This is a genomic window from Streptomyces pseudovenezuelae (assembly GCF_029892565.1).
In the GTDB taxonomy this organism is placed as follows: Bacteria; Actinomycetota; Actinomycetes; order Streptomycetales; family Streptomycetaceae; genus Streptomyces; species Streptomyces pseudovenezuelae_A.
In genome coordinates, this window is the sequence record NZ_JARXVH010000005.1 from 314,405 (window position 1) to 341,018 (window position 26,614).

Genomic DNA, 26,614 nt, shown 5'->3' on the forward strand with positions numbered 1-26,614 from the left:
ACGTCGTACACACAACGACGGCGCCCCTTCGGTGAAGGGACGCCGTCGTGGTCGTACGAGAGGCCGCTAGGGCGTGGCGCTCGCCGACGCGCTCCCGGACGGGCTGGGCGAGGGAGACGTGTCGGCCGGTGCCGCCACCGTCAGTTCGACGGTGAGGGTGGCGCCGCCCGCTGTGGTGATGCGGAGCAGGTAGGTGCCGCTGGTGTCGTCCGCGTAGAGCTTGGGCAGCTTGATCAGGCCGTTGGCGTCCGTCGTCAGGCCCTTGAGGGTGCGTACGGTCTTGCCGTCCGCGTCCTTGAAGTAGGGGCCCTTGTCGTTCTCGGTGGCGTCGTCCGCCGACTTGACGAGGGTGGCGGTGGCCGCGACCTTGTCCGCGACGGCGTCCTTGTAGGTGGCCTTCACCTCGACCTGGTCGGCGAACTCGCCGCCCGGGACGCAGGTCAGCGCGGTGGTGCTGGTGCGGGCGAGGGTGTCGGCGACGCGCTGGGTGACGGTGGCCGTGTAGTCGAGGGCTGTGACCGAGCGGCCGACGACCGTGGCGCGGACGGTGAAGTCGCCGGTCTTCTCGCCTGCTTGGAGCGCGGGCGCGACGGCCACGCCGGAGGCGTTGGTGACGACCGTGGCGACACTCTCGCCGCCGGTGAAGGTCGCGTCGGTGGTGCCGACGATGGTGAAGCGGACCCTGACCTTGGCGACGGTCTTGCCGGCCTTGGTCTCCGCCTTGGTGCTGATCTTCTTGGCGAACGCCTCGCCCGCCGTCGCGGTCAACTTGGCGGTGCCGCTGTCCTCCAGGTGGTCCACCGTGTCGGTGGGCGTCTGCGGAGGCGTCGTGGGCGGGCTGCTCGGGTCGCTCGGGTCGGTCGACGGCGGCGTGCTGGGATCGGCCGGCTTCGACGGGTGCGTCGGCTTCGACGGTGTCGAGGGCGTGTGCGACGGCGTCGGGTCGGTCGTGTCGTCGTCGCTGCGGTTCGACGGGATGGTGCCGGTGCCGTTCGGGATCTCGTGGGTGCCCTTGCGGTAGTACTCCAGCCACGACAGGACCGTGTGCAGGTAGTCCTGCGAGTTGTTGTAGCTGAGGATCGCGCGGTTCAGGTCGGCCTGCACCGACAGGTCCCAGTTGTTGCGGCACAGGTAGTGGCCGGCGGCGAGGGCGGCGTCGTAGACGTTGTTCGGGTTCTTCACCCCGTCGCCGTTGCCGTCGCGGCCCGCCCACGCCCAGGTGGACGGGATGAACTGCATGGGCCCGACGGCCTGGTCGTACGTGCTGTTGCCGTCGTACTGGCCGTTGTCGGTGTCCTGGATGAGCGCGAAGCCGTTGCCGTCGAGCTGCGGGCCGAGGATCGGGGTGATCGTGGTGCCGTCGGCGGTGACGTTGCCGCCGCGGGCCTGGCCGGACTCCACCTTGCCGATGGCGGCGAGCAGTTGCCAGGGCAGGTTGCAGCCGGCCTTGGACTCGGCCAGCTCGGTCGCGGCCTTCTTGTAGGCGTCCAGGACGGTCGCGGGTATGCCGGCCTCGCCGTCGCCCTGCACGACCGGGGTGCCCACGGTCGGACTCGGCGCGGGGTTCGGGCTGTTGAGCGGCGGCAGGTCCGTGTAGTACGGCGAGTTACCGGTCGCGCCGCCCTCGTCGGAACCGGTGGCATCGGGCGAGGACTGGGCGTCGGCGGCGCTGGATCTGCCGTGGTCGTCGACCGTGGCTCCCGGAGCCTGGGACGCGGACAGCGCCGCGACCACGACCGCGGCCACCGCGGTGGTCGCCGCTCCCTTGCGCAGCCTCATGCCGAATTGCGCCGCCATAGAGTGAACCAGCCCCTCCGTTGGACGCGCCCGTGCGCCCGTCGCTGTCTGCCGCGGGCCTGTTGGGCCCACCCTGTTGTGACGATCAACTCGGTGCGTCGGTTGCCCTCGTCACCGATTTCGGCGCTTTTCTCACCTGTTCGACCGCGCTCCCCCGGGCTCCACCGGCACGCCGACCCAGGCGACACTACGACAACTTCTTTTGCACGGGCACCCGTTCGTGCCCGATTTTCACCGGTTGGCCATATGAGGTTGGTGCCTTGTCGCGGCCCGCATACTGGACCGCAGCGACCACCCCGGCCGACGAGGAGCCCCCTTGCCGTTCACCCTCAGCCACGCGGCCGCCGCACTGCCCGCGGTGCGCGCCGACGGAACGGGCCGGGGCCGACTGGTTCCGGCCGTGCTCGTGGCCGGTTCCTTCGCACCCGACATGACGTACTACGCGGCGAGTGCCCTTCCCGGGGCGATGCGATTCGGCGAATTCACGCACTCCTTCACGGGCGTCCTCACCTTCGACGTCCTGGTCTCCTGGGCACTGGTCGTCCTGTGGCTCCTGCTGCGCGAACCACTGGTGGCCCTGCTGCCCCGGGCCCGGCAACCCCGCCCCGCCGCCCTGCTGCGATGCGGAAGGCCCCACGCGCGCGTACGCCCCTCCCTGCTGGCCCGTTGGTACGTCTCCGCGACGCTGGGCGCCCTGACGCACGTCGTGTGGGACGCGTTCACGCACCACGACCGGTGGGGCGTACGGCTGCTGCCGGTCCTGGACCGGGACCTCGCGGGCTTTCCGCTCTTCTGGTACGTCCAGTACGGCGGCTCACTGGTGGCCGCGATCGTGATCGGCGCGTTCCTGCTCCGCGCCCTGCGGCAGGTGCCCACGGTGGCCGGGCCCATGGGGGTCCCCGCACTGTCGGTACGCGACCGGTGGTGGGCCGGTGCCGTGATCGGCGGCTGCGCACTGGTCGCGGCGGTGCAGCGGGCGACGCGCTGGTGGGCGTACTGGGGCTCGACGGCCAAGCCCTGGGAACTGATCCCCACGGTCTGCTTCGGAGCGGGCGCGGGACTCGTGCTGGGCTTGTTGGTGTACGCCGCGGGGGTACGGGTGTGGCGGCCGGCGCCTGCCGCGGAGGGCTCGGCGGGTGTGCTTACGGGGTCGAGCCGTCGGGGCGGGGACGGGCGAGCCGGATGAGGTGATCGCCCAGCAGGCCGGCCCAGAGCCGCCAGGCGGACGGCTCGCCCGAGCCGGTACGGGCGTCGAGGGCCGCTCGGGGCAGCCTGCGCCGCAGGACCAGGCCGGGTTCGGCAGGGATGCGGGCGGTGCTCGCGTCGGCCGCGAAGACCGGGACCGAGGTGAACGCGAGACGGGGGCTTGCGTCGGTGCTCGCCTGCGCTGACGCCGTCCGGCGGTGGAGCATGCGTATACCCATGCCCGCATCCTTGCGGGAGGGCGGGGACGGGGGCGCTTTTGCGGGGGCCACGTGAGTGACGGGCCCTGCGGGGGCGCGTCCGCGCCGAGCTCCGTTGCAGGGCCCTGCACCGACTCGCCCCCTCTGTCGAACCGCCGGAGGCTAGTGCGCCGCCGACTCCCAGTCCGGGCCCACGCCCACCGACACGTCCAGCGGTGCCCTGAGGTGGACGGCGTCGGCCATCTCGTGGCGGACGATCTCCTCCACCGCCTTGCGCTCGCCGGGAGCGATCTCCAGGACGATTTCGTCGTGGACCTGGAGGAGCATCCGGGAGGTGAGGTCCGCCGCGCGCAGGGCCTTGTCGACGTTCAGCATGGCGATCTTGACGATGTCGGCCGCGGTGCCCTGGATCGGCGCGTTCAGCGCCATCCGCTCGGCCGCTTCGCGCCGCTGGCGGTTGTCGCTGTTGAGGTCGGGCAGGTAGCGGCGGCGCCCGAAGAGGGTCGCCGTGTAACCGGTCGCCCGGGCCTCGTCGACCGCGCGGCGCAGATAGTCCCGCACGCCGCCGAAGCGCTCGAAGTAGGTGTCCATCAGGACCCTGGCCTCGCCCGCGTCGATGTTCAGCTGCTGGGAGAGGCCGAAGGCCGACAGGCCGTACGCCAGTCCGTACGACATCGCCTTGATCTTGCGGCGCATCTCCGCGTCGACGTGGTCCTTGTCGACCGAGAAGACCTGCGCCGCCACCGTGTTGTGCAGGTCCTCGCCGGAGGTGAACGCCTCCAGAAGTCCCTCGTCCTCGGAAAGGTGGGCCATCACGCGCAGTTCGATCTGGCTGTAGTCGGCGGTCATCAGCGACTCGTAGCCCTCGCCGACCACGAAGCCCCGGCGGATCGCGCGGCCCTCGTCGGTGCGGACCGGGATGTTCTGCAGGTTCGGGTCGGTCGAGGAGAGACGGCCGGTGGCCGCGACCGTCTGGTTGAAGGTGGTGTGGATGCGGCCGTCCGTCGCGATCGTCTTGATCAGGCCCTCGACGGTGACACGGAGCTTGGCCTGCTCGCGGTGGCGGAGCATGATCACCGGCAGCTCGTTGTCCGTCTGCCCTGCCAGCCAGGCCAGCGCGTCGGCGTCCGTGGTGTAGCCGGTCTTCGTCTTCTTGGTCTTGGGCAGGCCCAGTTCGCCGAAGAGGACCTCCTGGAGCTGCTTGGGCGAACCCAGGTTGAACTCGTGCCCGGCCGCCGCGTGCGCCTCCTTCACCGCCTGCTGGACGGCGCCCGCGAACATCTGCTCCATGGTCTCCAGGTGGGCCCGGTCGGCCGCGATGCCGTGCCGCTCCAGGCGGGCCAGCAGGGCTGAGGTGGGCAGCTCCACATCGCGCAGCAGGTCCGCGGCGCCGACCTCCTGGAGGCGGCCCTCGAAGGCCTCGCCCAGGTCGAGGACGGCGCGTGCCTGGATCATCAGGGCCTCGGCCTCGGCGCCCTCGTCGGTGCCGAAGGCCAGCTGGCCGTCGGCCGCCGCGGCGGGGGTGAGCTCGCGGCCCAGGTACTCCAGGGACAGCGCGTCCAGGTCGAAGGAGCGGCGGCCCGGCTTGACCAGGTAGGCGGCGAGCGCGGTGTCCATGGCGACGCCGGCGACGCTCCAGCCGTGCTCGGCGAAGACCCGCATCGCGCCCTTGACGTTGTGGAAGACCTTGGGCTGCGCCGCGTCGGCCAGCCAGGCGGCGAACGCCCTCTCGTCTGCCTCGTCCAGCTGGGTCGGGTCGAACCAGGCGGCCGCGCCGTCGGAGGCGGCGAGCGCGACCTCGGCGACCGAGCCGGTGCCCAGCGCCCAGGTGTCGACCGTGGCGACCCCGAGGGTGCCGGTGCCGTGCTCGGTGAGCCAGCCGGGCAGCTCGCCGGTGCCGAGCACCGTGCCGTCCACCTCGACGCCGTCCGCGACGACCGGGGTGCCCTCGGCCTCCTCGGCGCCCGGGTCCACGGCCAGCAGCCGCTCGCGCAGCGAGGGGTTCCTGATCTCCAGGGTGTCCAGGACCAGCGCGAGCGCCTTGCGGTCGTAGGGCTCGCGCTCCAGGTCGATCACCGTCTTGGGCAGCTCGACCGTGCGCACCATCTCGGTCAGGCGGCGGTTGAGCTTGACCGCGTCCAGATGGTCGCGCAGGTTCTGTCCGGCCTTGCCCTTGACCTCGTCGACGCGCTCGACCAACTCGGCGAAGGAACCGAACTGGTTGATCCACTTCGCGGCCGTCTTCTCACCGACCCCGGGGATGCCCGGCAGGTTGTCGGACGGGTCGCCGCGCAGGGCCGCGAAGTCGGGGTACTGCGCGGGGGTGAGGCCGTACTTCTCCTCGACCTTCGCCGGCGTGAACCGGGTCAGCTCGGAGACGCCCTTGGTCGGGTACAGCACCGTCGTGTGCTCGGTGACCAGCTGGAAGGAGTCGCGGTCGCCGGTGACGATCAGCACCTCGAAGCCCTCGGCCTCGGCCTGGGTGGCGAGGGTGGCGATGACGTCGTCCGCCTCGAAGCCGTCGACCGCGAACCGCGACACGTGCATCGTGTCCAGCAGCTCGCCGATCAGCTCGACCTGGCCCTTGAACTCGTCCGGGGTCTTGGAGCGGTTCGCCTTGTACTCCGTGAACTCCTCGGAGCGCCAGGTCTTGCGGGAGACGTCGAAGGCCACCGCGAAGTGCGTGGGCTCCTCGTCACGCAGGGTGTTGGCCAGCATCGACGCGAAGCCGTAGATCGCGTTGGTCGGCTGGCCCGTCGCCGTCGTGAAGTTCTCCGCGGGCAGCGCGAAGAACGCGCGGTACGCCAGCGAATGCCCGTCCATGAGCATCAGCCTGGGACGCTTGCCGCCGGCGGTTTTCTCGGTCTTCTTCGCTGCTGTCTCTGCCACGCCCCCGATCCTGCCACGAGCCACTGACACTCAGACCTCCGCACGCGCTGACGCCCTCTCTCCGAGTGCCCTGGCACCCTCGCTGTGAGCGGTGCGTGCGAGGATCGAAGATGTATCCCGCACGTGTCTGTGAAGGAGAGTGCTCGATGGCCACGAAGCCGCCTCAGGGCGATCCGGTCCAGGACGCCCCGAAGGTCGTCGAGCCCAAGCACGCGGCGGCGGGACTGCCCGCGATCGGGCACACCCTGCGCATCGCCCAGCAGCAGATGGGCGTGAAGCGCACCGCGTTGACGCTGCTGCGGGTCAACCAGAAGGACGGCTTCGACTGCCCGGGCTGTGCCTGGCCTGAGCCGGACCACCGGCACGCGGCGGAGTTCTGTGAGAACGGCGCGAAGGCGGTCGCCGAGGAGGCCACCCTGCGCCGGGTCACCCCGGAGTTCTTCGCCGCGCACCCGGTCGCCGACCTCGCGACCAGGAGCGGCTACTGGCTCGGCCAGCAGGGCCGCCTCACCCATCCCATGTACGTCCCCGAGGGCGGCACGCACTACGAACCGGTGTCCTGGGAGCGCGCCTTCGACATCGTCGCCGAGGAACTGCACGCCCTCGGCTCCCCCGACGAGGCGCTCTTCTACACGTCCGGCCGCACCAGCAACGAGGCCGCGTTCCTCTATCAGCTCTTCGCCCGCGAGTTCGGCACGAACAACCTGCCGGACTGCTCCAACATGTGCCACGAGTCGTCCGGTTCGGCACTCAACGAGACCATCGGCATCGGCAAGGGCAGCGTCCTGCTGGAGGACCTGTACAAGGCCGACCTGATCGTCGTGGCCGGCCAGAACCCGGGCACCAACCACCCGCGCATGCTCTCCGCCCTGGAGAAGGCCAAGTCCAACGGCGCGAAGATCATCAGCGTCAACCCGCTGCCCGAGGCGGGACTTGAGCGCTTCAAGAACCCGCAGACCCCGCAGGGCATGCTCAAGGGCGCCGCGCTCACCGACCTGTTCCTGCAGATCCGCCTCGGCGGCGACCAGGCCCTGTTCCGGCTCCTCAACAAACTCGTCCTGGAGACGGAAGGTGCCGTCGACCGGACTTTCGTCGACGAACACACCCACGGCTTCGAGGAGTTCGCCGAGGCCGCCCGCGCCGCCGACTGGGAGCAGACGCTGGCCGCGACGGGCCTCACGCGCACGGAGATCGAGAAGGCGCTCGGCATGGTGCTCGCCTCCGAGCGCACGATCGTGTGCTGGGCGATGGGCCTGACCCAGCACAAGCACTCGGTGCCGACCATCCGCGAGGTGGTCAACTTCCTTCTGCTGCGCGGCAACATCGGCCGCCCGGGCGCGGGCGTGTGCCCGGTGCGCGGTCACAGCAACGTGCAGGGCGACCGCACCATGGGCATCTTCGAGCGCCCCGCGCCGGCTTTCCTGGACGCCCTGGAGAAGGAGTTCGGCTTCGCCCCGCCGCGCGAGCACGGCTACGACGTCGTACGGGCCATCGGCGCCCTGCGCGACGGTGTGGCGAAGGTCTTCTTCGCCATGGGCGGCAACTTCGTCTCCGCCTCCCCCGACACGGACGTCACCGAGGCGGCCATGCGCCGGGCCCGCCTCACCGTGCACGTGTCGACCAAGCTCAACCGCTCGCACGCCGTCACGGGCGCGCGGGCGCTGATCCTGCCCACCCTGGGCCGCACCGAGCGCGATCTCCAGGGCGGCGGCGAGCAGTTCGTGACCGTCGAGGACTCGATGGGCATGGTGCACGCCTCCCGGGGCCGCCTGGAGCCCGCGAGCAGCCACCTGCTGTCCGAGCCGGCCATCGTGTGCCGTCTCGCCCGGCGCGTCCTGGGCGAGGAATCCCGCACTCCCTGGGAGGAGTTCGAGAAGGACTACGCGACGGTCCGCGACCGCATCGCGCGCGTGATCCCGGGCTTCACCGACTTCAACGCGCGCGTGGCGCATCCCGGAGGCTTCGCGCTCCCGCACGCCCCGCGCGACGAGCGCCGCTTCCCGACCGCCACCGGCAAGGCCAACTTCACCGCGGCACCGGTCGAGTTCCCCCAACTGCCCGAGGGCCGGCTGCTGTTGCAGACGCTGCGCTCGCACGACCAGTACAACACCACGATCTACGGCCTGGACGACCGCTACCGGGGCATCAAGAACGGGCGCCGGGTGGTGCTCGTGAACGCCGAGGACGCGCGCGTGCTGGGCATCGCCGACGGGTCGTACGTCGACCTGGTCGGCGAGTGGAAGGACGGCGTCGAGCGGCGCGCGCCGGGCTTCCGCGTCGTGCACTACCCGACGGCACGGGGCTGCGCGGCGGCGTACTACCCGGAGACCAACGTCCTGGTCCCGCTCGACGCCACCGCCGACACCAGCAACACCCCGGCCAGCAAGTCCGTCGTCGTCCGTCTGGAACAATCGACCACCGACTGAGCGTTTGCTCAGCTGTCAGTCAGGTCCAGCCAGTCAGGCGTACGAGGAACGGAGCCGGCCCCATGGGCGAGCAGCAGCAAGGGAAGTTCCCGCAGGAGGTCATCGACGAGTACTCGGCGCTCGGCGTCGACCTGGTGGCCCTGTTCTCCGCGGGACACCTCGGCACGCGCATGGGCGTGGAGATCGTGGAGGCGTCCGCGGACCGTGTCGTCGGGACGATGCCGGTGGAGGGGAACACCCAGCCGTACGGGCTGCTGCACGGAGGCGCGTCGGCGGTCCTCGCCGAGACCCTCGGCTCGCTGGGGTCGATGCTGCACGGCGGCAGCTCCAAGATCGCGGTCGGCGTCGACCTGAACTGCACCCACCACCGCGGCGCCCGCTCCGGCCTGGTGACCGGCGTGGCCACGCCCGTGCACCGGGGGCGCTCCACGGCGACGTACGAGATCGTGATCAGTGACGAGGAGGGCCGGCGGGTGTGCACCGCGCGGCTGACCTGTCTGCTGCGGGACGCGCGCCCCGCAGACGGGGCACAGGTGCCCGCCACCGGCTGACGGGCCCCGATCGCTCCCGTGCGGCGCAGCGTCTTTCCGGCTCCGGCGCCCTGACCTACCGTTTCCCCATGAGGCTGCGGTCATGAGCGGCATCGGGCCCGTCGAACCCGTCAACGGGCCCGAGGCGGACGAGAGTCACGACGTCATCGGTACCGACGCGCCGCGCCTCGGCGACGGGTTCACGAACCGGCTGTCCCACCGACTCACCGGCCGCTGGGGCGCGTTGCCGCCCAGGACCCGCAGGGCCGTCCGTTCCACGGGCGTGATCGTCGTGGCCGTGGCCGGAGTTGTGCTGCTGCCGACCGCCGGCGCCCCCGACCGGGCCGACCCGCCCCAGCCCCGCCCGTATCCCGCCAACGTCACCAGCTGGGAGTACCTGGGACGCGCCGCCGCTCCCACCACCCCGGCCTCGCCCGATTCCCGTGTCACCAGCGGTCTCTTCTATTTCGCCGTGTCCGTCGACCACGGGCCACCGGTCACCGTGCGGGTCGACGGCGCCGCCTTCCCCGGCCTCACCGCGCACGCCACACCCGAGCGGAGCCTCACCGTGCACGCCGGGACCCCGCTGCCGATCGCCGTCGAAATATCCGTATCCGACTGTTCGGGACTGCCCGTGAACGCGGACCTCCCTTTTCTCGACGTAACGCTGCGTAACACACGCGCAATACAACGCCACAGTTTCATCTTCGACGGCGGGTACGCCCGGGACCTTTCCGAGCTCCTGCACGGGGCCTGCGGCCCGGCAACCTTGCTACCAGGGCCGCGGCCAACCGGAAGTGCGGGTTCTCAGAATGCGGACTGAGAGGAAAATCCGCCAAAACGGCTGAGAGCCCTCTTTCGCCGGGCTCGCCCCGCATCACGGCATAACAAGAAAGTCACAAGCAGGGCTACGGCGATGCCGCTGCCTACAGACGGGCTTAGAGTCACGGCCAGTCACCGCTCCATCGGGAGTTCGGTACCAGAGGCATCCACCGCCCTCACCTAGGCGAGCGTGCCTGCGAAAGGACTGATTGTGCGACAGCGTTCCTTGGTGATACTTACCTCCGTTCTTACGAGCGGAGCTCTGACCCTCACCGCCTGCGGCTCCCGAGACGACAGCGGTGACAAGGGCGACAGCGGCACCACGACCTACACCATCGGCGTGGACGCTCCGCTGTCCGGCGAGAACTCGACCACCGGCCTCGGCATCCAGTACGGCGTTCAGGTCGCCGTCGACGACGCCAACAAGAACAACTGGGTCCCGGGCGTCAAGTTCAAGGTCAAGGCCCTGGACGACAAGGCCCAGCCCGCCAGCGGCCAGCAGAACGCCACGGCCCTGGTCGGCGACAAGACCGTCATCGGCACCGTCGGCCCGCTGAACTCCGGCGTCGCCCAGTCGATGCAGCAGGTGTTCGCCTCCGCCAACATGGTCGAGATCTCCCCCTCGAACACCAACCCCGAGCTGACCCAGGGCAAGAACTGGCAGACGGACAAGAAGCGGCCGTACAAGACGTACTTCCGCACCGCCACCACCGACGAGCTGCAGGGCAGCTTCGCCGCCGACTACGCGTTCAACGGCCTCAAGAAGAAGAAGGCCTTCGTCGTCGACGACAAGCAGACCTACGGCGCCGGCCTGGCGAAGATCTTCGGCGAGAAGTTCAAGGGGCTCGGCGGCACGGTCGTCCAGACGGACCACGTCAACACCGGTGACAAGGACTTCGGTTCGCTCGTCACCAAGATCAAGAACTCCGGCGCCGACCTGCTCTACTACGGCGGCCAGTACGACGAGTCCTCGCTGATCACCAAGCAGCTCAAGGACGCCGGCGTGAAGATCCCGCTGTTCGGCGGTGACGGCATGTTCGCCTCGACCTACATCGAGACCGCGGGCAAGGCCTCCGAGGGCGACCTCGCCACCTCCGTCGGCGTCCCGGTCGACACCCTGCCGGCCGCCAAGCAGTTCGTGGAGACCTACAAGGCCAAGGGCTACAAGGGTGACTACGGCGCCTACGGCGGTTACTCCTACGACGCCGCCTCGGCGATCATCAAGGCGCTGAAGGCCGTCAAGGACGCGAACGGCGACAAGCTGCCCAGCGACATCAACGACGTGCGCTCCAAGCTCATCCCCGAGGTCCAGAAGTCGGACTTCGAGGGCATCACCGGCAAGGTCTCCTTCGACCAGTACGGCGACACCGGCAACAAGCAGCTCACGGTCTACCAGGTCACGAACGGTGCGTGGAAGGCTGTCAAGACGGGCACCGTGGGCTGATCTGTCAGCCCCAGCACGTCGCACCACGGGCCGCGCGGAAGGAGGACCCCGACCGCGCGGCCCGTTTCCACACCCAGACCTTGTACACGCCCCGTGCACAACTCCACCGAATCTGTGCACACGACCCAGCGACATGGAGGCCATGCGGTGAACACCCTGCCGCAGCAGCTGGCCAACGGGCTGCTTCTAGGCTCGATGTACGGGCTGATCGCCATCGGCTACACGATGGTGTACGGCATCGTCCAGCTCATTAACTTCGCGCACGGCGAGATCTTCATGACCGGGGCCTTCGGCGCCCTCACGGTCTACCTCTACATCCTGCCCGACGGCACCACCCTGGCCGTCGCCGTCCCCCTGATGCTGATAGGCGGTGCGATCGTCGCCGTCCTCATCGCGGTCGGAGCGGAACGGTTCGCCTACCGACCTCTGCGCGGAGCACCACGCCTGGCACCGCTCATCACCGCCATCGGTCTCTCCCTGGCTCTCCAGGAACTCGTCCGCAACTTCTACCCCGGTGCCGACCGCGCCCGCGCCTTCCCCGGCCTGGACGCCACACACGACATCGGCTCCGTCACCATCAAGGACGCCGACATCTTCCTGGTCGTCGCCGCCATCGTCTGCATGTCGGGCCTGGCCTGGTTCGTGCGCAAGAGCCGTACCGGCCGCGCCATGCAGGCCACCGCGCAGGACCCGGACACCGCGCAGCTCATGGGCATCGACACCAACCGCATCATCGTCATCGCCTTCGCCATCGGCGGTTTCTTCGCCGCGGTCGCCGCGGTCGCCTACGGCCTCAAGTACGGCAGCATCGACTACCGCATGGGCTTCCTCATGGGCCTGAAGGCCTTCACCGCGGCCGTCCTCGGTGGCATCGGCAACATCTACGGCGCCATGCTCGGCGGCATCGTGCTCGGTGTCGCCGAGACCCTCGCCTCCGCGTACATCGACGGCATCCCCGGCATGGACAAGCTCGGCGGTCAGAGCTGGGCCAACGTCTGGGCGTTCGTTCTCCTCATCCTCGTGCTCCTGTTCAGGCCTCAGGGGCTGCTCGGTGAGCGCGTCGCGGACAGGGCGTGATCAGCGTGACCGAGACGACCAAGAACCCGTCCGCGGCCATCGCCCCGCGCGGCCTGATCCCCCTCCCGGTGTCCGCCGCCCGCGCGCTCCTCCTCGTCGGCGGCATCGCCACCGCGGCCTCCGCGTTCCTGTCCTGGACGTGGACCTCCGAGTTCCCCGGCGACCTCACCGTCACCGGCTACCCCGGCGGCCTGCAGTGGCTCACCTTCACCGCCGGCGTCCTCACGGCCCTCTTCACGATCGCCTCCTACGGTGTCCGCGGCCTCGGCTGGCTCCTGCCCGCCCGCAACAACGCGCCCCTGGTGCTCCTGGCCCTCGGCGGCTTCGGCACCACCTGGTACACGGTCATCGCGATCGCCACCAAGCTCGACGGCCTGGCCAACCTGGAGCCCGGCGGCTGGGTGGCCGCCGTCGCCTCCCTGCTGCCCGTCCTCGGCGCCCTCGCCCTCCCGGAGCCGGTCGGCGAGACCACGAAGGACACCCTCAAGGCGTACGTCGCCAAGCCCGACCGCATCTCCGCCCCCGCGCCCACCGCTCCCTGGATCCAGCGGGCCGCGATCACGGTCGTCAGCATCATCGGGCTCGGCGTCTTCACCTACGGCATCGACACCGAGTACGGCGAGCTCTTCGTCGGCTACCTCATCGTCGTCGTCTTCGCGCTGTGGGCGATGCACACCGCCGGTCTCCTCGACCGGTTCTCGCACATCGTCGCCGCGAACCGCAGCTTCGCCCTCGCCATGGGCTTCGTCGCGGCCATCGCCTTCCCGTTCACCCAGACCGACGACCACTACGCCAACATCGGCGTCAACATCCTGATCTTCGGGACGGTCGCCCTGGGCCTGAACATCGTCGTCGGCCTCGCCGGCCTCCTGGACCTCGGATACGTCGCCTTCCTCGGCGTCGGCGCCTACACCGCGGCCCTGGTCTCCGGTTCCGAGTTCTCCAAGTTCTCCGGCGTCCAGTTCCCCTTCTGGGCCGCCGCCATCGCCGGTGCCGCCGCCTCGCTGATCTTCGGCGTGCTCATCGGCGCACCGACCCTGCGGCTGCGCGGCGACTACCTGGCCATCGTCACCCTCGGCTTCGGAGAGATCTTCCGTATCGCCGTCAACAACATGGACGGCCAGTCCGGACCGGACATCACCAACGGCCCCAACGGCATCCCGTCCATCCCGGACCTGTCGTTCTTCGGCTTCAACTTCGGCAACCCGCACGACATCGCCGGCTTCACCCTCGGCCGGTTCGCCAACTACTACCTGCTGATGGTCCTGATCATGGCCCTCGTGGTCCTGGTCTACACGCGGGCCGCCGACTCCCGTATCGGCCGCTCCTGGATCGCCATCCGCGAGGACGAGACCGCCGCCACCGCGATGGGCATCAACGGCTTCCGGGTCAAGCTGATCGCCTTCGCGCTCGGCGCCTCCCTGGCCGGCCTCGCCGGTACGGTCAGCGCGCACGTGACGTACAGCGTGGTGCCCAACCCGTACCAGTTCGCCGGTTCCACCCCGCCCAACTCGGCCTTCCTCCTTGCCGCCGTCGTCCTCGGCGGCATGGGCACGGTCGCGGGTCCGCTGCTCGGCGCGGCGCTGCTCTACCTGCTCCCGGAGAAGCTCGTCTTCCTCCAGGACAAGTCGCTGCTCGCCTTCGGTATCGCGCTCATCCTCCTGATGCGCTTCCGTCCCGAGGGCATCATCGCCAACCGCCGCCGACAGCTCGAGTTCCACGAGACCGGCCAACTCGACGTACCAGACACCGAAACGCTCAGCGACGAGCCGGCCGTCACGAAGGCAGGGGCGTAGGAGCCATGACGACACCTGTACTCGAAGCCCGCGACGTCACGATGCGCTTCGGCGGTCTGACCGCCGTGCGTTCCGTCGACTTCACCGTCAACTCCGGTGAGATCGTGGGTCTGATCGGCCCGAACGGCGCCGGCAAGACAACGTTCTTCAACTGCCTGACCGGCCTGTACGTCCCGACGGAGGGCACGGTCTCCTACAAGGGCACCGTCCTGCCGCCGAAGCCGCACCTGGTGACGAAGGCGGGCATCGCCCGTACGTTCCAGAACATCCGGCTGTTCGCGAACATGACCGTCCTGGAGAACGTCCTGGTCGGCCGGCACACGCGGACGAAGGAAGGTCTCTGGTCGGCGCTGCTGCGCGGTCCCGGCTTCAAGAAGGCCGAGCGTGCCAGCGAGGAACGGGCCATGGAACTCCTGGAGTTCATCGGTCTCGCCCACAAGCGCGACCACCTCGCCCGCAACCTGCCCTACGGCGAGCAGCGCAAGCTGGAGATCGCCCGGGCGCTGGCGTCCGAGCCCGGTCTGCTGCTCCTGGACGAGCCGACGGCCGGCATGAACCCGCAGGAGACGCGGACGACCGAGGAACTCGTCTTCGCCATCCGCGACAAGGGCGTCGCCGTTCTCGTCATCGAGCACGACATGCGCTTCATCTTCAACCTCTGCGACCGCGTCGCCGTCCTCGTCCAGGGCGAGAAGCTGGTCGAGGGCACCTCCGAGGTCGTCCAGGCCGACGAGCGGGTCATCGCGGCCTACCTGGGCGAGCCCTTCGAGGGCGACCCCGGGGCGGCCGAGGCCCCGGAGAGCGCCGCCGCGGAGGCCGGCGCCGTCGCGGACAGCACCCCCGGCACCACCAAGGGAGACGTCCAGTGACCACGCTGCTCGAGGTCGAGGACCTCCGCGTCGCCTACGGCAAGATCGAGGCCGTCAAGGGCATCTCCTTCAAGGTCGAGGCCGGCCAGGTCGTCACCCTCATCGGCACCAACGGCGCCGGCAAGACGACGACCCTGCGCACCCTCTCGGGGCTGCTCAAGCCCAGCTCCGGCAAGATCACGTTCGAGGGGCAGCCGCTCAACGGTGTCGCCGCGCACAAGATCGTCGCGCTGGGCCTGGCCCACTCCCCCGAGGGCCGGCACATCTTTCCGCGGCTGACCATCGAGGACAACCTCCGGCTCGGCGCCTTCCTCCGCAAGGACAAGGAGGGCATCGAGAAGGACATCCAGCGGGCCTACGACCTCTTCTCGATCCTCGGGGAGCGGCGCAAGCAGGCCGCGGGCACCCTCTCGGGCGGTGAGCAGCAGATGCTGGCGATGGGCCGCGCGCTCATGTCCCAGCCCAAGCTGCTCATGCTGGACGAGCCCTCCATGGGTCTGTCGCCGATCATGATGCAGAAGATCATGTCGACGATCGTCGAGCTGAAGTCCCAGGGCACGACGATCCTGCTGGTCGAGCAGAACGCCCAGGCCGCCCTGTCGCTGGCCGACCAGGGTCACGTCATGGAGGTCGGCAACATCGTCCTGTCCGGCACCGGCCAGGACCTGCTGCACGACGAGTCGGTACGCAAGGCGTACCTGGGCGAGGACTAGCCGCCTCGCGCGACGACGGAGGCCCGCACCCCCTGTCAGGGGTGCGGGCCTCCGTCGTGTCCGGCGTGGGCTCAGCCCTTGCCGCTCTTCTTCTCGTCCGCGTCCTGGATGACCGCCTCGGCGACCTGCTGCATCGACATCCGGCGGTCCATGGAGGTCTTCTGGATCCACCGGAACGCGGCGGGCTCGGTCAGCCCGTACGCGGTCTGCAGGATGGACTTGGCCCGGTCGACCAGCTTGCGCGTCTCCAGGCGCTGGCTGAGGTCGGCGACCTCCTTCTCCAGCTCCTTCAGCTCCGTGAAGCGCGATACGGCCATCTCGATCGCCGGCACGACGTCGCTCTTGCTGAACGGCTTGACCAGGTACGCCATGGCGCCGGCGTCCCGAGCCCGCTCGACGAGGTCGCGCTGCGAGAACGCGGTGAGCATCAGCACCGGGGCGATGCGCTCCTCGGCGATCTTCTCGGCCGCGGAGATGCCGTCCAGCTTGGGCATCTTCACATCGAGGATGACCAGGTCGGGCTGGTGCTCGCGGGCCAGTTCGATCGCCTGCTCACCGTCACCGGCCTCGCCGACGACGCTGTAGCCCTCTTCCTCCAGCATCTCTTTGAGGTCGAGGCGGATCAGCGCCTCGTCCTCGGCGATGACGACGCGGGTCGTCAGCGGAGGCACGTGCGACTTGTCGTCGTCGGGCGCGTCCACGGGCTGGGGCGACTCGGGGGCGGTCACGGGGGCTCCTCGTTCCGGGCGGGGTGGTGCTGACAAGAGCCTACCTAGCTGCGACGCAGTAAGGTCACCCGGTACACTCCTGTGGGGTTGGCCAGCCGGGTTGGCGGAATGGCAGACGCTGATGTCTCAAACACATCTGTCCGAAAGGACGTGCGGGTTCGAATCCCGCACCCGGCACCCAGAAGCGGATGTCCACGCTCTCGTGAACATCCGCTTTTTTCATGCCCGCAGGGCTACTTGGGGCTGTCGTCCTCACCGATGTGGTGGACGCGGACCAGGTTGGTGGCACCGGAGACTCCGGGCGGAGAACCCGCCGTGATGACGACGATGTCGCCCTTCTCGCAGCGGCCGTACTTCAGGAGCAGTTCGTCGACCTGGTCGACCATGGCGTCGGTGGAGTCGACGTGCGGGCCGATGAAGGTCTCGATGCCCCAGGTGAGGTTGAGCTGGGAGCGGGTGGCCGGTTCCGGGGTGAAGGCCAGCATCGGGATCGGCGAGCGGTAGCGGGACAGCCGGCGGGCCGTGTCGCCGGACTGGGTGAAGGCGACCAGGAACTTGGCGCCGAGGAAGTCGCCCATCTCCGCCGCCGCGCGGGCCACCGCGCCGCCCTGGGTGCGGGGCTTGTTCCGCTCGGTCAGCGGCGGGAGGCCCTTGGCGAGGATGTCCTCCTCGGCCGCCTCGACGATCCGGGACATGGTGCTGACGGTCGCGACGGGGTACTTGCCGACGCTGGTCTCGCCGGACAGCATCACCGCGTCCGCGCCGTCGATCACCGCGTTCGCCACGTCGCTCGCCTCGGCCCTGGTGGGGCGGGAGTTCTCGATCATCGATTCGAGCATCTGGGTGGCGACGATGACCGGCTTGGCGTTGCGCTTCGCCAGCTTGATCGCGCGCTTCTGGACGATCGGCACCTGCTCCAGGGGCATCTCGACGCCGAGGTCGCCTCGGGCGACCATGATGCCGTCGAAGGCCGCGACGATGTCGTCGATCGACTCCACGGCCTGCGGCTTCTCGACCTTGGCGATCACCGGGAGGCGGCGGCCCTCCTCGTCCATGATCCGGTGGACGGCCTCGATGTCCTTGCCGCTGCGGACGAAGGAGAGGGCGATGACGTCACAGCCGATGCGCAGGGCCCAGCGGAGGTCTGCCTCGTCCTTGTCGGAGAGGGCGGGGACGGAGACGGCGACACCGGGGAGGTTGAGGCCCTTGTGGTCGGAGACCATGCCGCCCTCGACGACGGTGGTGTGCACGCGGGGGCCGTCGACGGCGGTGACTTCGAGGCAGACCTTGCCGTCGTCGACCAGGACGCGCTCACCGGGGGTGACATCACCGGCGAGGCCCGCGTAGGTCGTACCGCAGGAGTTCCGGTCGCCCTCGGCGCCGTCCTCGACGGTGATGATGAAGGTGTCTCCACGTTCAAGGAGTACGGGGCCTTCGGTGAAACGGCCGAGTCGGATCTTCGGGCCTTGAAGGTCGGCGAGGATTCCGACGCTGCGGCCGGTCTCGTCCGCGGCCTTTCGCACGCGCTGGTAGCGCTCCTCGTGCTCGGCGTAGCTGCCGTGGCTGAGGTTGAATCGGGCGACGTCCATTCCGGCTTCGACCAGTGCCTTGATCTGGTCGTACGAGTCGGTGGCGGGCCCCAGAGTACAGACGATCTTTGCTCGGCGCATAGTTCGAGCCTAGGCCTTACCGGCGAGTAGAGAATTGGTCGTGTATGACCACTCAACAACCTTTGAGTGAAGGGCTATTGACAAGTATTGAATTGTGCGGTGGGGCGCTCCGATGAGCATTTTTCTGCCGGCCGAACCTTTCTACAGTCGGGGCGGTGTCATGGTGAAACGGGCGTTGACCTGGGCGTGGACGTGCTGGCGCTGGGGTTCCAGGTCGAGGGCCGCGACGGCGGTGTCCTCGGCGGCGGCCCCGTAGGCCATCGAGCGCATACGGCCCGGGGACTGTGGATAAGGCTGGGCGTTCTCGGCGCCGATATCGGCCAGCTCGACGAGCGCGGCGAGGCCGGCGTCCAGGGCCTCCGCGTATTCGCGGGCGCGCTGCACGGCTTCGCGTACCGCCTGCTGGCGGGCCTGGCGGTGTACGGGCGAGTCGGGGCGCAGGGCCCACCAGGGGCCGTCGACGCGAGTGAGGTCGAGGTCGGCGAGGCGGGTGGTGAGTTCGCCGAGGGCGGTGAAGTCGGTGAGCTCGGCGGTGATGTGCACGCTGCCGTGATACGTGCGGACGCGTTCGCCGCGGCCACGCTGAGTGAGCTCGGGGGTGATGGAGAAGTGCCCGGTCTCCAGCCGCTCGACGGCGTCGCCGTACGTCTTCACGAGGTCCAGGGCGGTGGCGTTGCGGCGGGTGAGGTCGTCCAGGGCGGCGCGGCGGTCCTTGCCGCGGGAGGCGACCGTGATGCCGATGCGGGCGATCTCGGGGTCGACTTCGAGGCGGGCCTCGCCGCGGACGGCGATGCGCGGAGCGTCGGGGGTGCCGTAGGGGACGGCGGGCTGGGGGGTGTCCGGCGACGGGGTGCTCGAAGGGGTGGCCATACGCCCAACTCTGTCACTTCTTAGCTGGGTACGGGCCGGAGAGCGCACAGGTTAGGTCACCAGATCGCAACCTCAGAGACCTGTTGCCGTCGGTCGTGGACGCGTCAGAATCTACGCGCGTTGTTGACCATTCCCCGAGGAGAGCCAGAGATGCCCTTGAACCGCAGGAAGTTCCTGAAGAAGTCCGCCGTGACGGGCGCCGGGGTCGCGCTGGCCGGTGCGGCGGCGGCACCCTCGGCACAGGCAGCGGAGAGCGCGATGAAGAAGCCCGCGAAGGCGAAGCGGTACTCCCTCACGGTCCTGGGCACCACCGACCTGCACGGGCACGTCTTCAACTGGGACTACTTCAAGGACGCGGAGTACACGGACACGGCCGGCAACGCGCAGGGCCTGGCCCGGATCTCGACGCTGGTGAACCGGATCCGCAAGGAACGGGGCCGCGAGAACACGCTGCTGCTGGACGCCGGCGACACGATCCAGGGCACCCCGCTGACGTACTACTACGCGAAGGTCGACCCGATCACCGCCAAGGGCGGCCCGGTGCACCCGATGGCGCAGGCGATGAACGCGATCGGGTACGACGCGGTGGCGCTGGGCAACCACGAGTTCAACTACGGCATCGAGACGCTGCGCAAGTTCGAGGACCAGTGCCGCTTCCCGCTCCTCGGTGCGAACGCGCTGGACGCGAAGACGCTCAAGCCCGCCTTCCCGCCGTACTTCATCAAGAAGTTCCACGTGAAGGGCGCGCCGCCGGTCAAGGTGGCCGTGCTGGGGCTGACCAACCCGGGCATCGCGATCTGGGACAAGGCGTATGTGCAGGGCAAGTTGACGTTCCCGGGTCTGGAGGAGCAGGCCGCGAAGTGGGTGCCGAAGCTGCGGTCGATGGGCGCGGACGTGGTGGTCGTGTCGGCGCACTCCGGTTCGTCCGGCACTTCGTCCTACGGTGACCAGCTGCCGTACGTGGAGAACTCGGCGGCGCTGGTGGCGCAGCAGGTGCCCGGCATCGACGCGATCCTGGTGGGCCACGCGCACGTGGAGATCCCGGAGTTGAAGGTCACCAACGCCAAGACCGGGAAGACGGTGGTGCTTTCGGAGCCGCTGGCGTTCGCGGAGCGGCTGTCGCAGTTCGACGTCGAGCTGGTCTTCGCCAAGGGGCGGTGGAGCGTCGAGTCGGTCTCCTCCAAGGTCGTCAACACCAACACGGTCGCCGACGACCCGAAGATCACCCGGCTCCTTTCGGACGAGCACGCGAAGGTCGTCGAGTACGTCAACCAGGTGGTCGGCACCGCCACGCAGACGCTGACGACGGTCGACGCGCGCTACAAGGACGCCCCGATCATCGACCTGATCACCAAGGTCCAGGAGGACGTGGTCAAGGCGGCCCTGGTGGGCACCGCGTACGCCTCGCTGCCGGTGGTCGCGCAGGCCTCGCCGTTCTCGCGGACCTCGGAGATCCCGGCGGGCGAGGTGACGATCCGCGACCTGTCGGGGCTGTACGTGTACGACAACACGCTGGTCGCGAAGGTGCTGACGGGTGCGCAGGTCCGGGCGTACCTGGAGTACTCGGCGGAGTACTTCGTGCAGACGGCCGCGGACGCGGCGATCGACCCGGAGAAGCTGACCAACGCGAACAACCGCCCCGACTACAACTACGACTACGTGTCGGGGTTCCGGTACGACATCGACATCGCGCAGGCGGCCGGTGCGCGGATCAAGAACCTGACGTACAACGGGGCGGCGCTGGACGACGCGCAGCAGTTCGTGCTCGCGGTGAACAACTACCGCGCCAACGGCGGCGGCGCGTTCCCGCACGTGGCCTCCGCGACCGAGGTGTGGTCGGAGTCGACGGAGATCCGCACCCGGATCGCGGAGTGGGTGACCGCGAAGGGTGAGCTGGACCCGGTGGACTTCGCGTCGGTGGACTGGAAGCTCACGCGGAACGGCACGCCGGTCTTCTGACGGTCGGTCAGTCTCCTGGCGGTGCCTCGGACTTCGGATGTCCGAGGCACCGTCGGCCGGGGGTGGGTCACACCCTCCCTCGGGTCAGCGCAGTGTCCGGGTGAACTGGTACGCGCTCTGCGAGGTGCCGCTGCAGGTGTCGGAGAGCTGGCCGTTGGTCGCACAGGCCTTGTCGCGGCCGAGCGACCAGAACGACAGCTCCTGAATGCCCTTGCTCGCCGCGAAGTTGGCGAGCGTCGTCGCGTTCGCGGTGCTGAACACCTCGGCCTGGGTGTCGTTGACCCCGATCATGGGGGTGTTGCCCTCCATGGCCCACAGCTGCGCCGAGGTCTTGGTCGTCCAGATCCGGCCCAGCTGGTCGTGCAGGGCGGTCGCCGCGTCGGTGGCCGCCTTGCCCATGTTCATGGCCGGCCCGTAGTCCATGGTCATGATGTTGACCAGGTTGACGGTCAGGGCGTTGCTCTTGGCGTTGTTGAGCAGATTGATCGAGTTCTGCTCCAGGCCGGTGGGGTTGACCGGCAGGGTGTACTGGACGTCGAGCTTGCGCCCTGCCGTCGCGTACTCGCTCTGCAACTGCGCCAGGGCCTTGTTGCGCCGGTCGTTGGCGGCCGTGTTGTTGAGGGTCGAGCCCTCGATGTCGAGGTCGACGCGGGTGAGGTTGAGGGTGTCGATGACCTTCTTGTACTGGGCCTTGAGGGTCGAGACCGAGGTGCAGGCGAGACCCAGTTCCGTGCCGGAGGCGCCGCCGAAGGAGGCGATGACGTCCCCGCCCGCCGCGCGCAGCGAGTTGATGGCGGAGGTCCAGGAGGCGTTGTTGATGGCCGTGTCGCCGTTGAACGTCGCGTTGCAGCCGTTGCCGGCGATGACGAAGGCGAGGGTGAAGTACTTCTGCCCGGTGGCGTTGCGCGCGTTGGCGAGGGCGGAAGGCGAGTTCCAGGTCTCCGCGTAGGGCGCGGAGTACCGGGCGGGGAAGCCGGGGCCGGGGTTCGCCGCCGCCGGGGCGGCGGACGCCGAGGGGGCGAGAACGGCGGCCACTGTCGCACTTGCGGCAGCGGCAACGGCCAGCGCGTATCGGCTGTTTCGACGCATGAGTCCTCCAAGATGCAGCGCACGCGGCGCTGGTGGGGGTAGAGGAAGCCATGCCAGTTCACAACTCTGAACAACCTCTGTTCATGTGAACGGACTGTGAGCCATTAAGGCCTAGACCAATACCCCCGTCAACCCATGCGTCGGAAAAGGACGGTTGGCGTCGACGCCGGTCTTCCAGAGCCCGGCGGCCGAAGGTCCAGCGGCTAGAGGTCCAGCAGCGTGACGTCGACGGCGGCGGCGATGGCCTTCGCGCCGGCGTCGTTGACGTGCAGGCCGTCGCCGGAGTCGAACTCCGCGCGGATACGGTCCGGTCGGGCCGGGTCCGCGACGGCGGCGGCCGCGTCGACGATGCCGTCGAAGGGGTGATCGGCGCCGAGCAGCCAGGAGTTGACCTCGCGGCGGGCGGCCTGGCCGGCCTCGCTGTCGTAGCCGGGATAGACGGCACCGGCGTAGGGGCCGATCGTGCTGGCGACGACGGTGAGTCCGGCGGCGTGCAGACGGGCGGCGAGCATGCGGAGGCCCGCGATCAGGTCGGCGGCGGTGGGCCGTTCGGTGGCGGGCTCGGGGTACGCGAGGGTGCCGGGCAGGCCCAGGTCGTTGAGGCCGATGTGGACCAGGACGTGGCTGACGCCGGGCACGGCGAGGACGTCGCGGTCGACCCGGGACAGCAGGTGGTCGCCGACCGCGTCGGTGAGCAGGCGGTTGGCGGAGATGCCCTGATTGACGATCCAGCCGCGGGTCAGGCGGCGGCCGAGCTGGGCGGGGAAGCTGTTGTCGGTGCCGGGGGTGGTGGCCGCGCCCTCGATCCAGGAGTCGCCGAACGCGACGGCGATCCGGGTGCCCTCGGGGGCCAGGACGTCCACACCCGTGAGGTAGTGCCCGGTGGACAACTCCTCGGCGTCTTCGAGGACTTCGGCGGAGAGCCGGTCACCGGGGACGGCGTGGCCGACGTCGTAGGGGATCGCGGAGTAGGTGCTCAGACCGGTGTCGCCGGGCAGGTAGAGGGTGACGGTGAGCTCCTCCCCCGCGCTGACGGGCAACTCGACCGGATCGCTGACGAGTTCCTCGCCGACCGGGATCGTGGTGTCCTCGGCGCCCGCGAAGCGCAGGGGTGTGTCGCTGGTGGGGTCGATCCGGCTGGCCCGGGTGCGGACGGCGAGATGGGCGCCGCCGATGCGCAGGGGCTCCTTGCCGTAGCGGTTGCTGAACCGGACGCGCAGCGCCTCGCCGCCGCCGGCCAGACGCAGCGACTGGCGGACGGTCTGGTCGGTGAAGCCCCGGGCTTCGAAGAGTTCGAAGGCCTCGTACGGGTCGATGACGGCGGAGCGGTGGGCGGCGATCCAGGTCGAGGTCATGGCGGGCCCAACGCCCCCGCCGGACGGATTCTTCCCCCCGTTGACCCTTTGCGGCCTTTCGTCGATGTGGCTTCGCGCCGGCGTCACCGCGCCGCCGGTGTCACGTTCCCTCGACGAGCGGGGTGAGGACCTGGGCCTGGCGGGCCTGCGGGATGTGCGGTTGGCGCTGGTCGAGCCCGAAGGTGGTGAAGGCCGTGCGGGTCGGCAGCGAGTACGTCTCCTTCCCGGTCAGGGAGTTGAGGATGGTCGCGCTGCGCCAGGCGGCGAGGCCCAGGTCGGGGCTGCCGACGCCGTGGGTGTGGCGTTCGGCGTTCTGGACGTACACCGAGCCGGTGACGGCGGGATCGGTCACCAGCCTGAACTCCTCGTCGACGCGCGGGCGTTCGCGGCTGTCGCGGCGCAGATAGGGGTCGATGCCGGCGAGGATGCGGTCGAGGGGGCGTTCGCGGTAGCCGGTGGCGAGGACGACGGCGTCGGTGGTCAGGCGGGAGCGGGTGTTCTGCTGGACGTGTTCCAGATGGAGTTCGACCTTGGTGGCGCCGATCCGGCCGGCGGTGCGGACGCGGACGCCCGGGGTGAGGACGGCGTCGGGCCAACCTCCGTGCAGGGTACGGCGGTAGAGCTCTTCGTGGATGGCGGCGATGGTGTCGGCGTCGATGCCCTTGTGGAGCTGCCACTGGGTGGTGCCGAGCCGCTCGCGGACGCCTTCGGGCAGGGCGTGGAAGTAGCGGGTGTAGTCGGGGGTGAAGTGTTCCAGGCCGAGCCTGGAGTACTCCATGGGCGCGAAGGCCTCGGTGCGGCCGACCCAGTGCAGTCCCTCGCGGCCGGTCGGGCGGGCGCGCAGCAGGTCGAGGAAGACCTCGGCGCCGGACTGTCCCGAGCCGACGACGGTGATGTGTTCGGCCGCCAACAGCGTCTCGCGGTGGGCGAGATAGTCGGCGGAGTGCACGACCGGCACGGTGGGTGCCTCGACGAGCGGTTTCAGCGGTTCGGGGACGTAGGGCTCGGTGCCCACGCCGAGCACGATGTTCTTCGTGTACGTCCGCCCGAGCGCCTCGGCCTCGCCGTCGGCGTCGAGCTGGGTGAAGTCGACCTCGAAGACGTCGCGTTCGGGGTTCCAGCGGACGGCGTCGACCTGGTGGCCGAAGTGGAGTCCGGGCAGGCTCTCGGCGACCCAGCGGCAGTAGGCGTCGTACTCGGCGCGCTGGATGTGGAAGCGCTCGGAGAAGTAGAACGGGAAGAGCCGGTCGCGGCCCTTGAGGTGGTTGAGGAACGACCAGGGGCTGGCGGGGTCGGCGAGGCTCACCAGGTCGGCGAGGAACGGGACTTGGATGCGGGCGCCGTCGATGAGCAGCCCGGAGTGCCAGCCGAAGGCGGGCCGCTGCTCGTAGAAGGCGATGTCGAGTTCCGCAAGCGGGTGGGCGAGGGCGGCGAGCGAGAGGTTGAAGGGGCCGATGCCGATGCCGACCAGGTCACGGGGCGCCTCGGGTTCGGGATGCGGGGGGTTGGGGGTGGTGCTCATGGGGGGATTTCCTTCCGCGGGTGCTTCGGCGGTTTCGTCGACGGAGGTGCGTCGGCAGGCTGTTCGGGAGTTCGGCGCGGGGCGCCGAGAGGGCTCGCCGGGCTACTCGGCAAGGCTTTCGGCGGGATTGTCGGCCGGCCCTGCGGGGATTTCGTCGACGAGTTCCTTGGCGACCGACTCGACGACCGGTGCGACGACCGTGGCCACAGCGTCGAGGAGAGCGGCCAGGTCGGCGGGCCGGGTGGCGGGGTTGAGGAAGGTCGCCTTGAGCCAGAGGCGGTCGTCCATGCGGGCGCGGCCGAGAACCGCGCGGCCGTCGGTGAGGAGTCTTCGGCGTACGGCGGCCACGGCGTCGTCGGTGGCGTGGGCGGGCCGGAACAGGACCGTGCTGATGGTGGGCCGGTCGTGGAGCTCGAAGCCGGGGTGGTCGCGGACGAGGGCGGCGAACTCGCGGGCGCGGTCGCAGACCCGGTCGACGAGGGCGCCGAGGCCACTGCGGCCGAGGGTCTTGAGGGTGACGGCGATCTTGAGGATGTCGGGGCGGCGGGTGGTGCGCAGGGAGCGGCCGACGAGGTCGGGGAGGCCGGCGTCGATGTCGTCGTCGGCGTTGAGGTAGTCGGCGCGCTGGTTCAGGGCGGCGAGGTCGCGCGGGTGGCGTACCGCGAGGAGCCCGGCGGCGACCGGCTGCCAGCCGAGTTTGTGCAGGTCGAGGGTGATGGTGTGGGCGCGCTCCAGACCGGCGAGCTTGTCGCGGTGGCGGTCGCTGAAGAGCAGGCCGCCACCGTAGGCGGCGTCGATGTGGAGGCGGGCGCGGTGGGCCGAGCAGAGGCCGGAGATCTCGGGCAGCGGGTCGATGAGCCCGGCGTCGGTGGTGCCGGCGGTGGCGGCGACGAGGCAGGGGCCGGGCAGGGCGGTGAGGGCCGCGTCGAGGGCGGCGGGGTCGAGGGTGCCGGCGGGGGCGGGCACGATCACCGGTTCGGCCAGGCCGAGCAGCCAGGCGGCGCGGGCCAGCGAGTGGTGGGCGTTGGCGCCGCACACGAGGCGGACGTCGGCGCCCTGGGTCTCGCGGGCGAGCAGCAGGGCGAGTTGGTTGGACTCGGTGCCGCCGGTGGTGACCAGGGCGTCGGAGGCGCCGGCCTCCAGGGCCAGCTCCCGCGCGACCTGGGCCTCCAGCTCGGCGGCGGCCGGCGCCTGGTCCCAGGAGTCGAGGGACGGGTTGAGGATGCTCGCGGCCAGGTCCGCGGCGGTGGCGACGGCGAGCGGCGGGCAGTGCAGATGCCCCGCGCACAACGGGTCGGCCGGATCGGCGGCCCCCTCGGCGAGCGCCCGCACGAGAGCGTGCAGGGCGTCCGGATCCCCCTCGTCCGGCAGTACGTCCCCCACGACGTCCCGCACCCGCGCGGCGACCGCGTCCGGGCCGCCCGAGGGCAGCGGCCCGCCCCGCGCGCGCGTGCCGTCCCGCAGCGCGTCGAGCACGGTGTCCAGTAGGGGCCGCAGGGCGTAGGGGCCTTCGGGGCCTGAGGCGAGGGGCGGCGTGCTCATGAGGTGACCTCCGGGGCGCCGGGCAGAGGGAGTTCCAGCTTGTACGCGGATGCGGTGGCGCGCCCGAAAAGTTCAACGATTCAAACCCGAAAGAAGGTACTTCCGTACGGGGA

General features: G+C 69.8%; 20 protein-coding genes and 1 tRNA gene. 11 read left to right on the forward strand and 10 right to left on the reverse strand.

What is annotated here, in order from left to right; genetic code table 11:
- Window positions 1-66 precede the first annotated feature (66 nt).
- Window positions 67-1,797 carry a lytic transglycosylase domain-containing protein gene (locus M2283_RS17905; protein WP_280877255.1) on the reverse strand — a complete coding sequence of 577 codons (1,731 nt, stop codon included), beginning with the start codon at window positions 1,795-1,797 and terminating at the stop codon, window positions 67-69.
- A gap of 316 nt (window positions 1,798-2,113) precedes the next feature.
- Between M2283_RS17905 and M2283_RS17910 the strand changes: the two genes are divergently transcribed.
- On the forward strand, window positions 2,114-2,983 hold the full coding sequence (locus M2283_RS17910; RefSeq protein WP_280877256.1) for a DUF4184 family protein: 870 nt from the start codon (window positions 2,114-2,116) through the stop codon (window positions 2,981-2,983).
- Here M2283_RS17910 and M2283_RS17915 read toward each other — a convergent pair.
- On the reverse strand, window positions 2,940-3,221 hold the full coding sequence (locus tag M2283_RS17915) for a hypothetical protein (RefSeq protein WP_280877257.1): 282 nt from the start codon (window positions 3,219-3,221) through the stop codon (window positions 2,940-2,942). The genes M2283_RS17910 and M2283_RS17915 overlap by 44 nt on opposite strands.
- A gap of 141 nt (window positions 3,222-3,362) precedes the next feature.
- Window positions 3,363-6,089: a DNA polymerase I gene (polA, locus tag M2283_RS17920; RefSeq protein WP_280877258.1), complete on the reverse strand. Its 2,727-nt coding sequence runs from the start codon at window positions 6,087-6,089 to the stop codon at window positions 3,363-3,365.
- 146 nt (window positions 6,090-6,235) lie between these two features.
- Between polA and M2283_RS17925 the strand changes: the two genes are divergently transcribed.
- From M2283_RS17925 to M2283_RS17960, 8 genes are all read left to right on the forward strand, one after another.
- The gene (locus M2283_RS17925) at window positions 6,236-8,515 is read left to right on the forward strand and encodes an FdhF/YdeP family oxidoreductase (RefSeq protein WP_280877259.1); all 2,280 of its coding nucleotides are present in this window, start codon (window positions 6,236-6,238) and stop codon (window positions 8,513-8,515) included.
- Between the two features lie 62 nt (window positions 8,516-8,577).
- On the forward strand, window positions 8,578-9,066 hold the full coding sequence (locus M2283_RS17930) for a PaaI family thioesterase (protein ID WP_280877260.1): 489 nt from the start codon (window positions 8,578-8,580) through the stop codon (window positions 9,064-9,066).
- 82 nt (window positions 9,067-9,148) lie between these two features.
- Entirely contained in the window at window positions 9,149-9,868 is a 720-nt protein-coding gene (locus M2283_RS17935) for a hypothetical protein (RefSeq protein WP_280877261.1), read from the forward strand.
- A gap of 225 nt (window positions 9,869-10,093) precedes the next feature.
- Window positions 10,094-11,311 (forward strand): branched-chain amino acid ABC transporter substrate-binding protein, encoded by a 1,218-nt coding sequence (locus tag M2283_RS17940; protein WP_280877637.1) that lies wholly within the window; start codon window positions 10,094-10,096, stop codon window positions 11,309-11,311.
- Between the two features lie 147 nt (window positions 11,312-11,458).
- On the forward strand, window positions 11,459-12,388 hold the full coding sequence (locus M2283_RS17945; protein WP_280877262.1) for a branched-chain amino acid ABC transporter permease: 930 nt from the start codon (window positions 11,459-11,461) through the stop codon (window positions 12,386-12,388).
- Window positions 12,385-14,184, forward strand: coding sequence for a branched-chain amino acid ABC transporter permease (locus M2283_RS17950; RefSeq protein WP_280877263.1), 1,800 nt, complete (start codon window positions 12,385-12,387; stop codon window positions 14,182-14,184). The genes M2283_RS17945 and M2283_RS17950 overlap by 4 nt, the downstream gene beginning before the upstream one ends.
- 5 nt (window positions 14,185-14,189) lie before the next feature.
- Window positions 14,190-15,053 carry an ABC transporter ATP-binding protein gene (locus M2283_RS17955; protein WP_280877264.1) on the forward strand — a complete coding sequence of 288 codons (864 nt, stop codon included), beginning with the start codon at window positions 14,190-14,192 and terminating at the stop codon, window positions 15,051-15,053.
- Entirely contained in the window at window positions 15,050-15,766 is a 717-nt protein-coding gene (locus tag M2283_RS17960) for an ABC transporter ATP-binding protein (RefSeq protein ID WP_280877265.1), read from the forward strand. Before M2283_RS17955 ends, M2283_RS17960 begins: the two co-directional genes overlap by 4 nt.
- Window positions 15,767-15,837: 71 nt before the next feature.
- On the opposite strand, the gene M2283_RS17965 is transcribed toward M2283_RS17960, so the two are convergent.
- Window positions 15,838-16,494, reverse strand: coding sequence for an ANTAR domain-containing response regulator (locus tag M2283_RS17965; RefSeq protein ID WP_280877266.1), 657 nt, complete (start codon window positions 16,492-16,494; stop codon window positions 15,838-15,840).
- Between the two features lie 94 nt (window positions 16,495-16,588).
- Here M2283_RS17965 and M2283_RS17970 point away from each other — a divergent pair.
- Window positions 16,589-16,671: transfer RNA gene (locus M2283_RS17970), tRNA-Leu, on the forward strand.
- A 56-nt stretch (window positions 16,672-16,727) separates the two neighbouring features.
- Here the strand turns inward: M2283_RS17970 and pyk are convergent.
- A complete protein-coding gene (gene pyk, locus M2283_RS17975; RefSeq protein ID WP_280877267.1) occupies window positions 16,728-18,164 on the reverse strand; it encodes a pyruvate kinase in 1,437 nt (478 codons plus the stop codon).
- A gap of 141 nt (window positions 18,165-18,305) precedes the next feature.
- Window positions 18,306-19,034 carry an SIMPL domain-containing protein gene (locus M2283_RS17980; protein ID WP_280877268.1) on the reverse strand — a complete coding sequence of 243 codons (729 nt, stop codon included), beginning with the start codon at window positions 19,032-19,034 and terminating at the stop codon, window positions 18,306-18,308.
- Between the two features lie 150 nt (window positions 19,035-19,184).
- On the opposite strand from M2283_RS17980, the gene M2283_RS17985 reads away from it, so the two are divergent.
- Window positions 19,185-20,993: a bifunctional metallophosphatase/5'-nucleotidase gene (locus tag M2283_RS17985; protein ID WP_280877269.1), complete on the forward strand. Its 1,809-nt coding sequence runs from the start codon at window positions 19,185-19,187 to the stop codon at window positions 20,991-20,993.
- An 84-nt stretch (window positions 20,994-21,077) separates the two neighbouring features.
- Here the strand turns inward: M2283_RS17985 and M2283_RS17990 are convergent, their stop codons facing one another.
- From M2283_RS17990 to M2283_RS18005, 4 genes are all read right to left on the reverse strand, one after another.
- Window positions 21,078-22,082, reverse strand: a complete 1,005-nt coding sequence (locus tag M2283_RS17990; RefSeq protein WP_280877270.1) for a chitinase — start codon at window positions 22,080-22,082, stop codon at window positions 21,078-21,080.
- Window positions 22,083-22,285: 203 nt separating this feature from the next.
- A complete protein-coding gene (locus M2283_RS17995; protein WP_280877271.1) occupies window positions 22,286-23,437 on the reverse strand; it encodes a GDSL-type esterase/lipase family protein in 1,152 nt (383 codons plus the stop codon).
- Between the two features lie 100 nt (window positions 23,438-23,537).
- Window positions 23,538-24,959 (reverse strand): lysine N(6)-hydroxylase/L-ornithine N(5)-oxygenase family protein, encoded by a 1,422-nt coding sequence (locus M2283_RS18000; protein ID WP_280877272.1) that lies wholly within the window; start codon window positions 24,957-24,959, stop codon window positions 23,538-23,540.
- Window positions 24,960-25,061: 102 nt separating this feature from the next.
- Window positions 25,062-26,501, reverse strand: a complete 1,440-nt coding sequence (locus M2283_RS18005; protein ID WP_280877273.1) for a pyridoxal phosphate-dependent decarboxylase family protein — start codon at window positions 26,499-26,501, stop codon at window positions 25,062-25,064.
- Window positions 26,502-26,614: the final 113 nt, after the last annotated feature.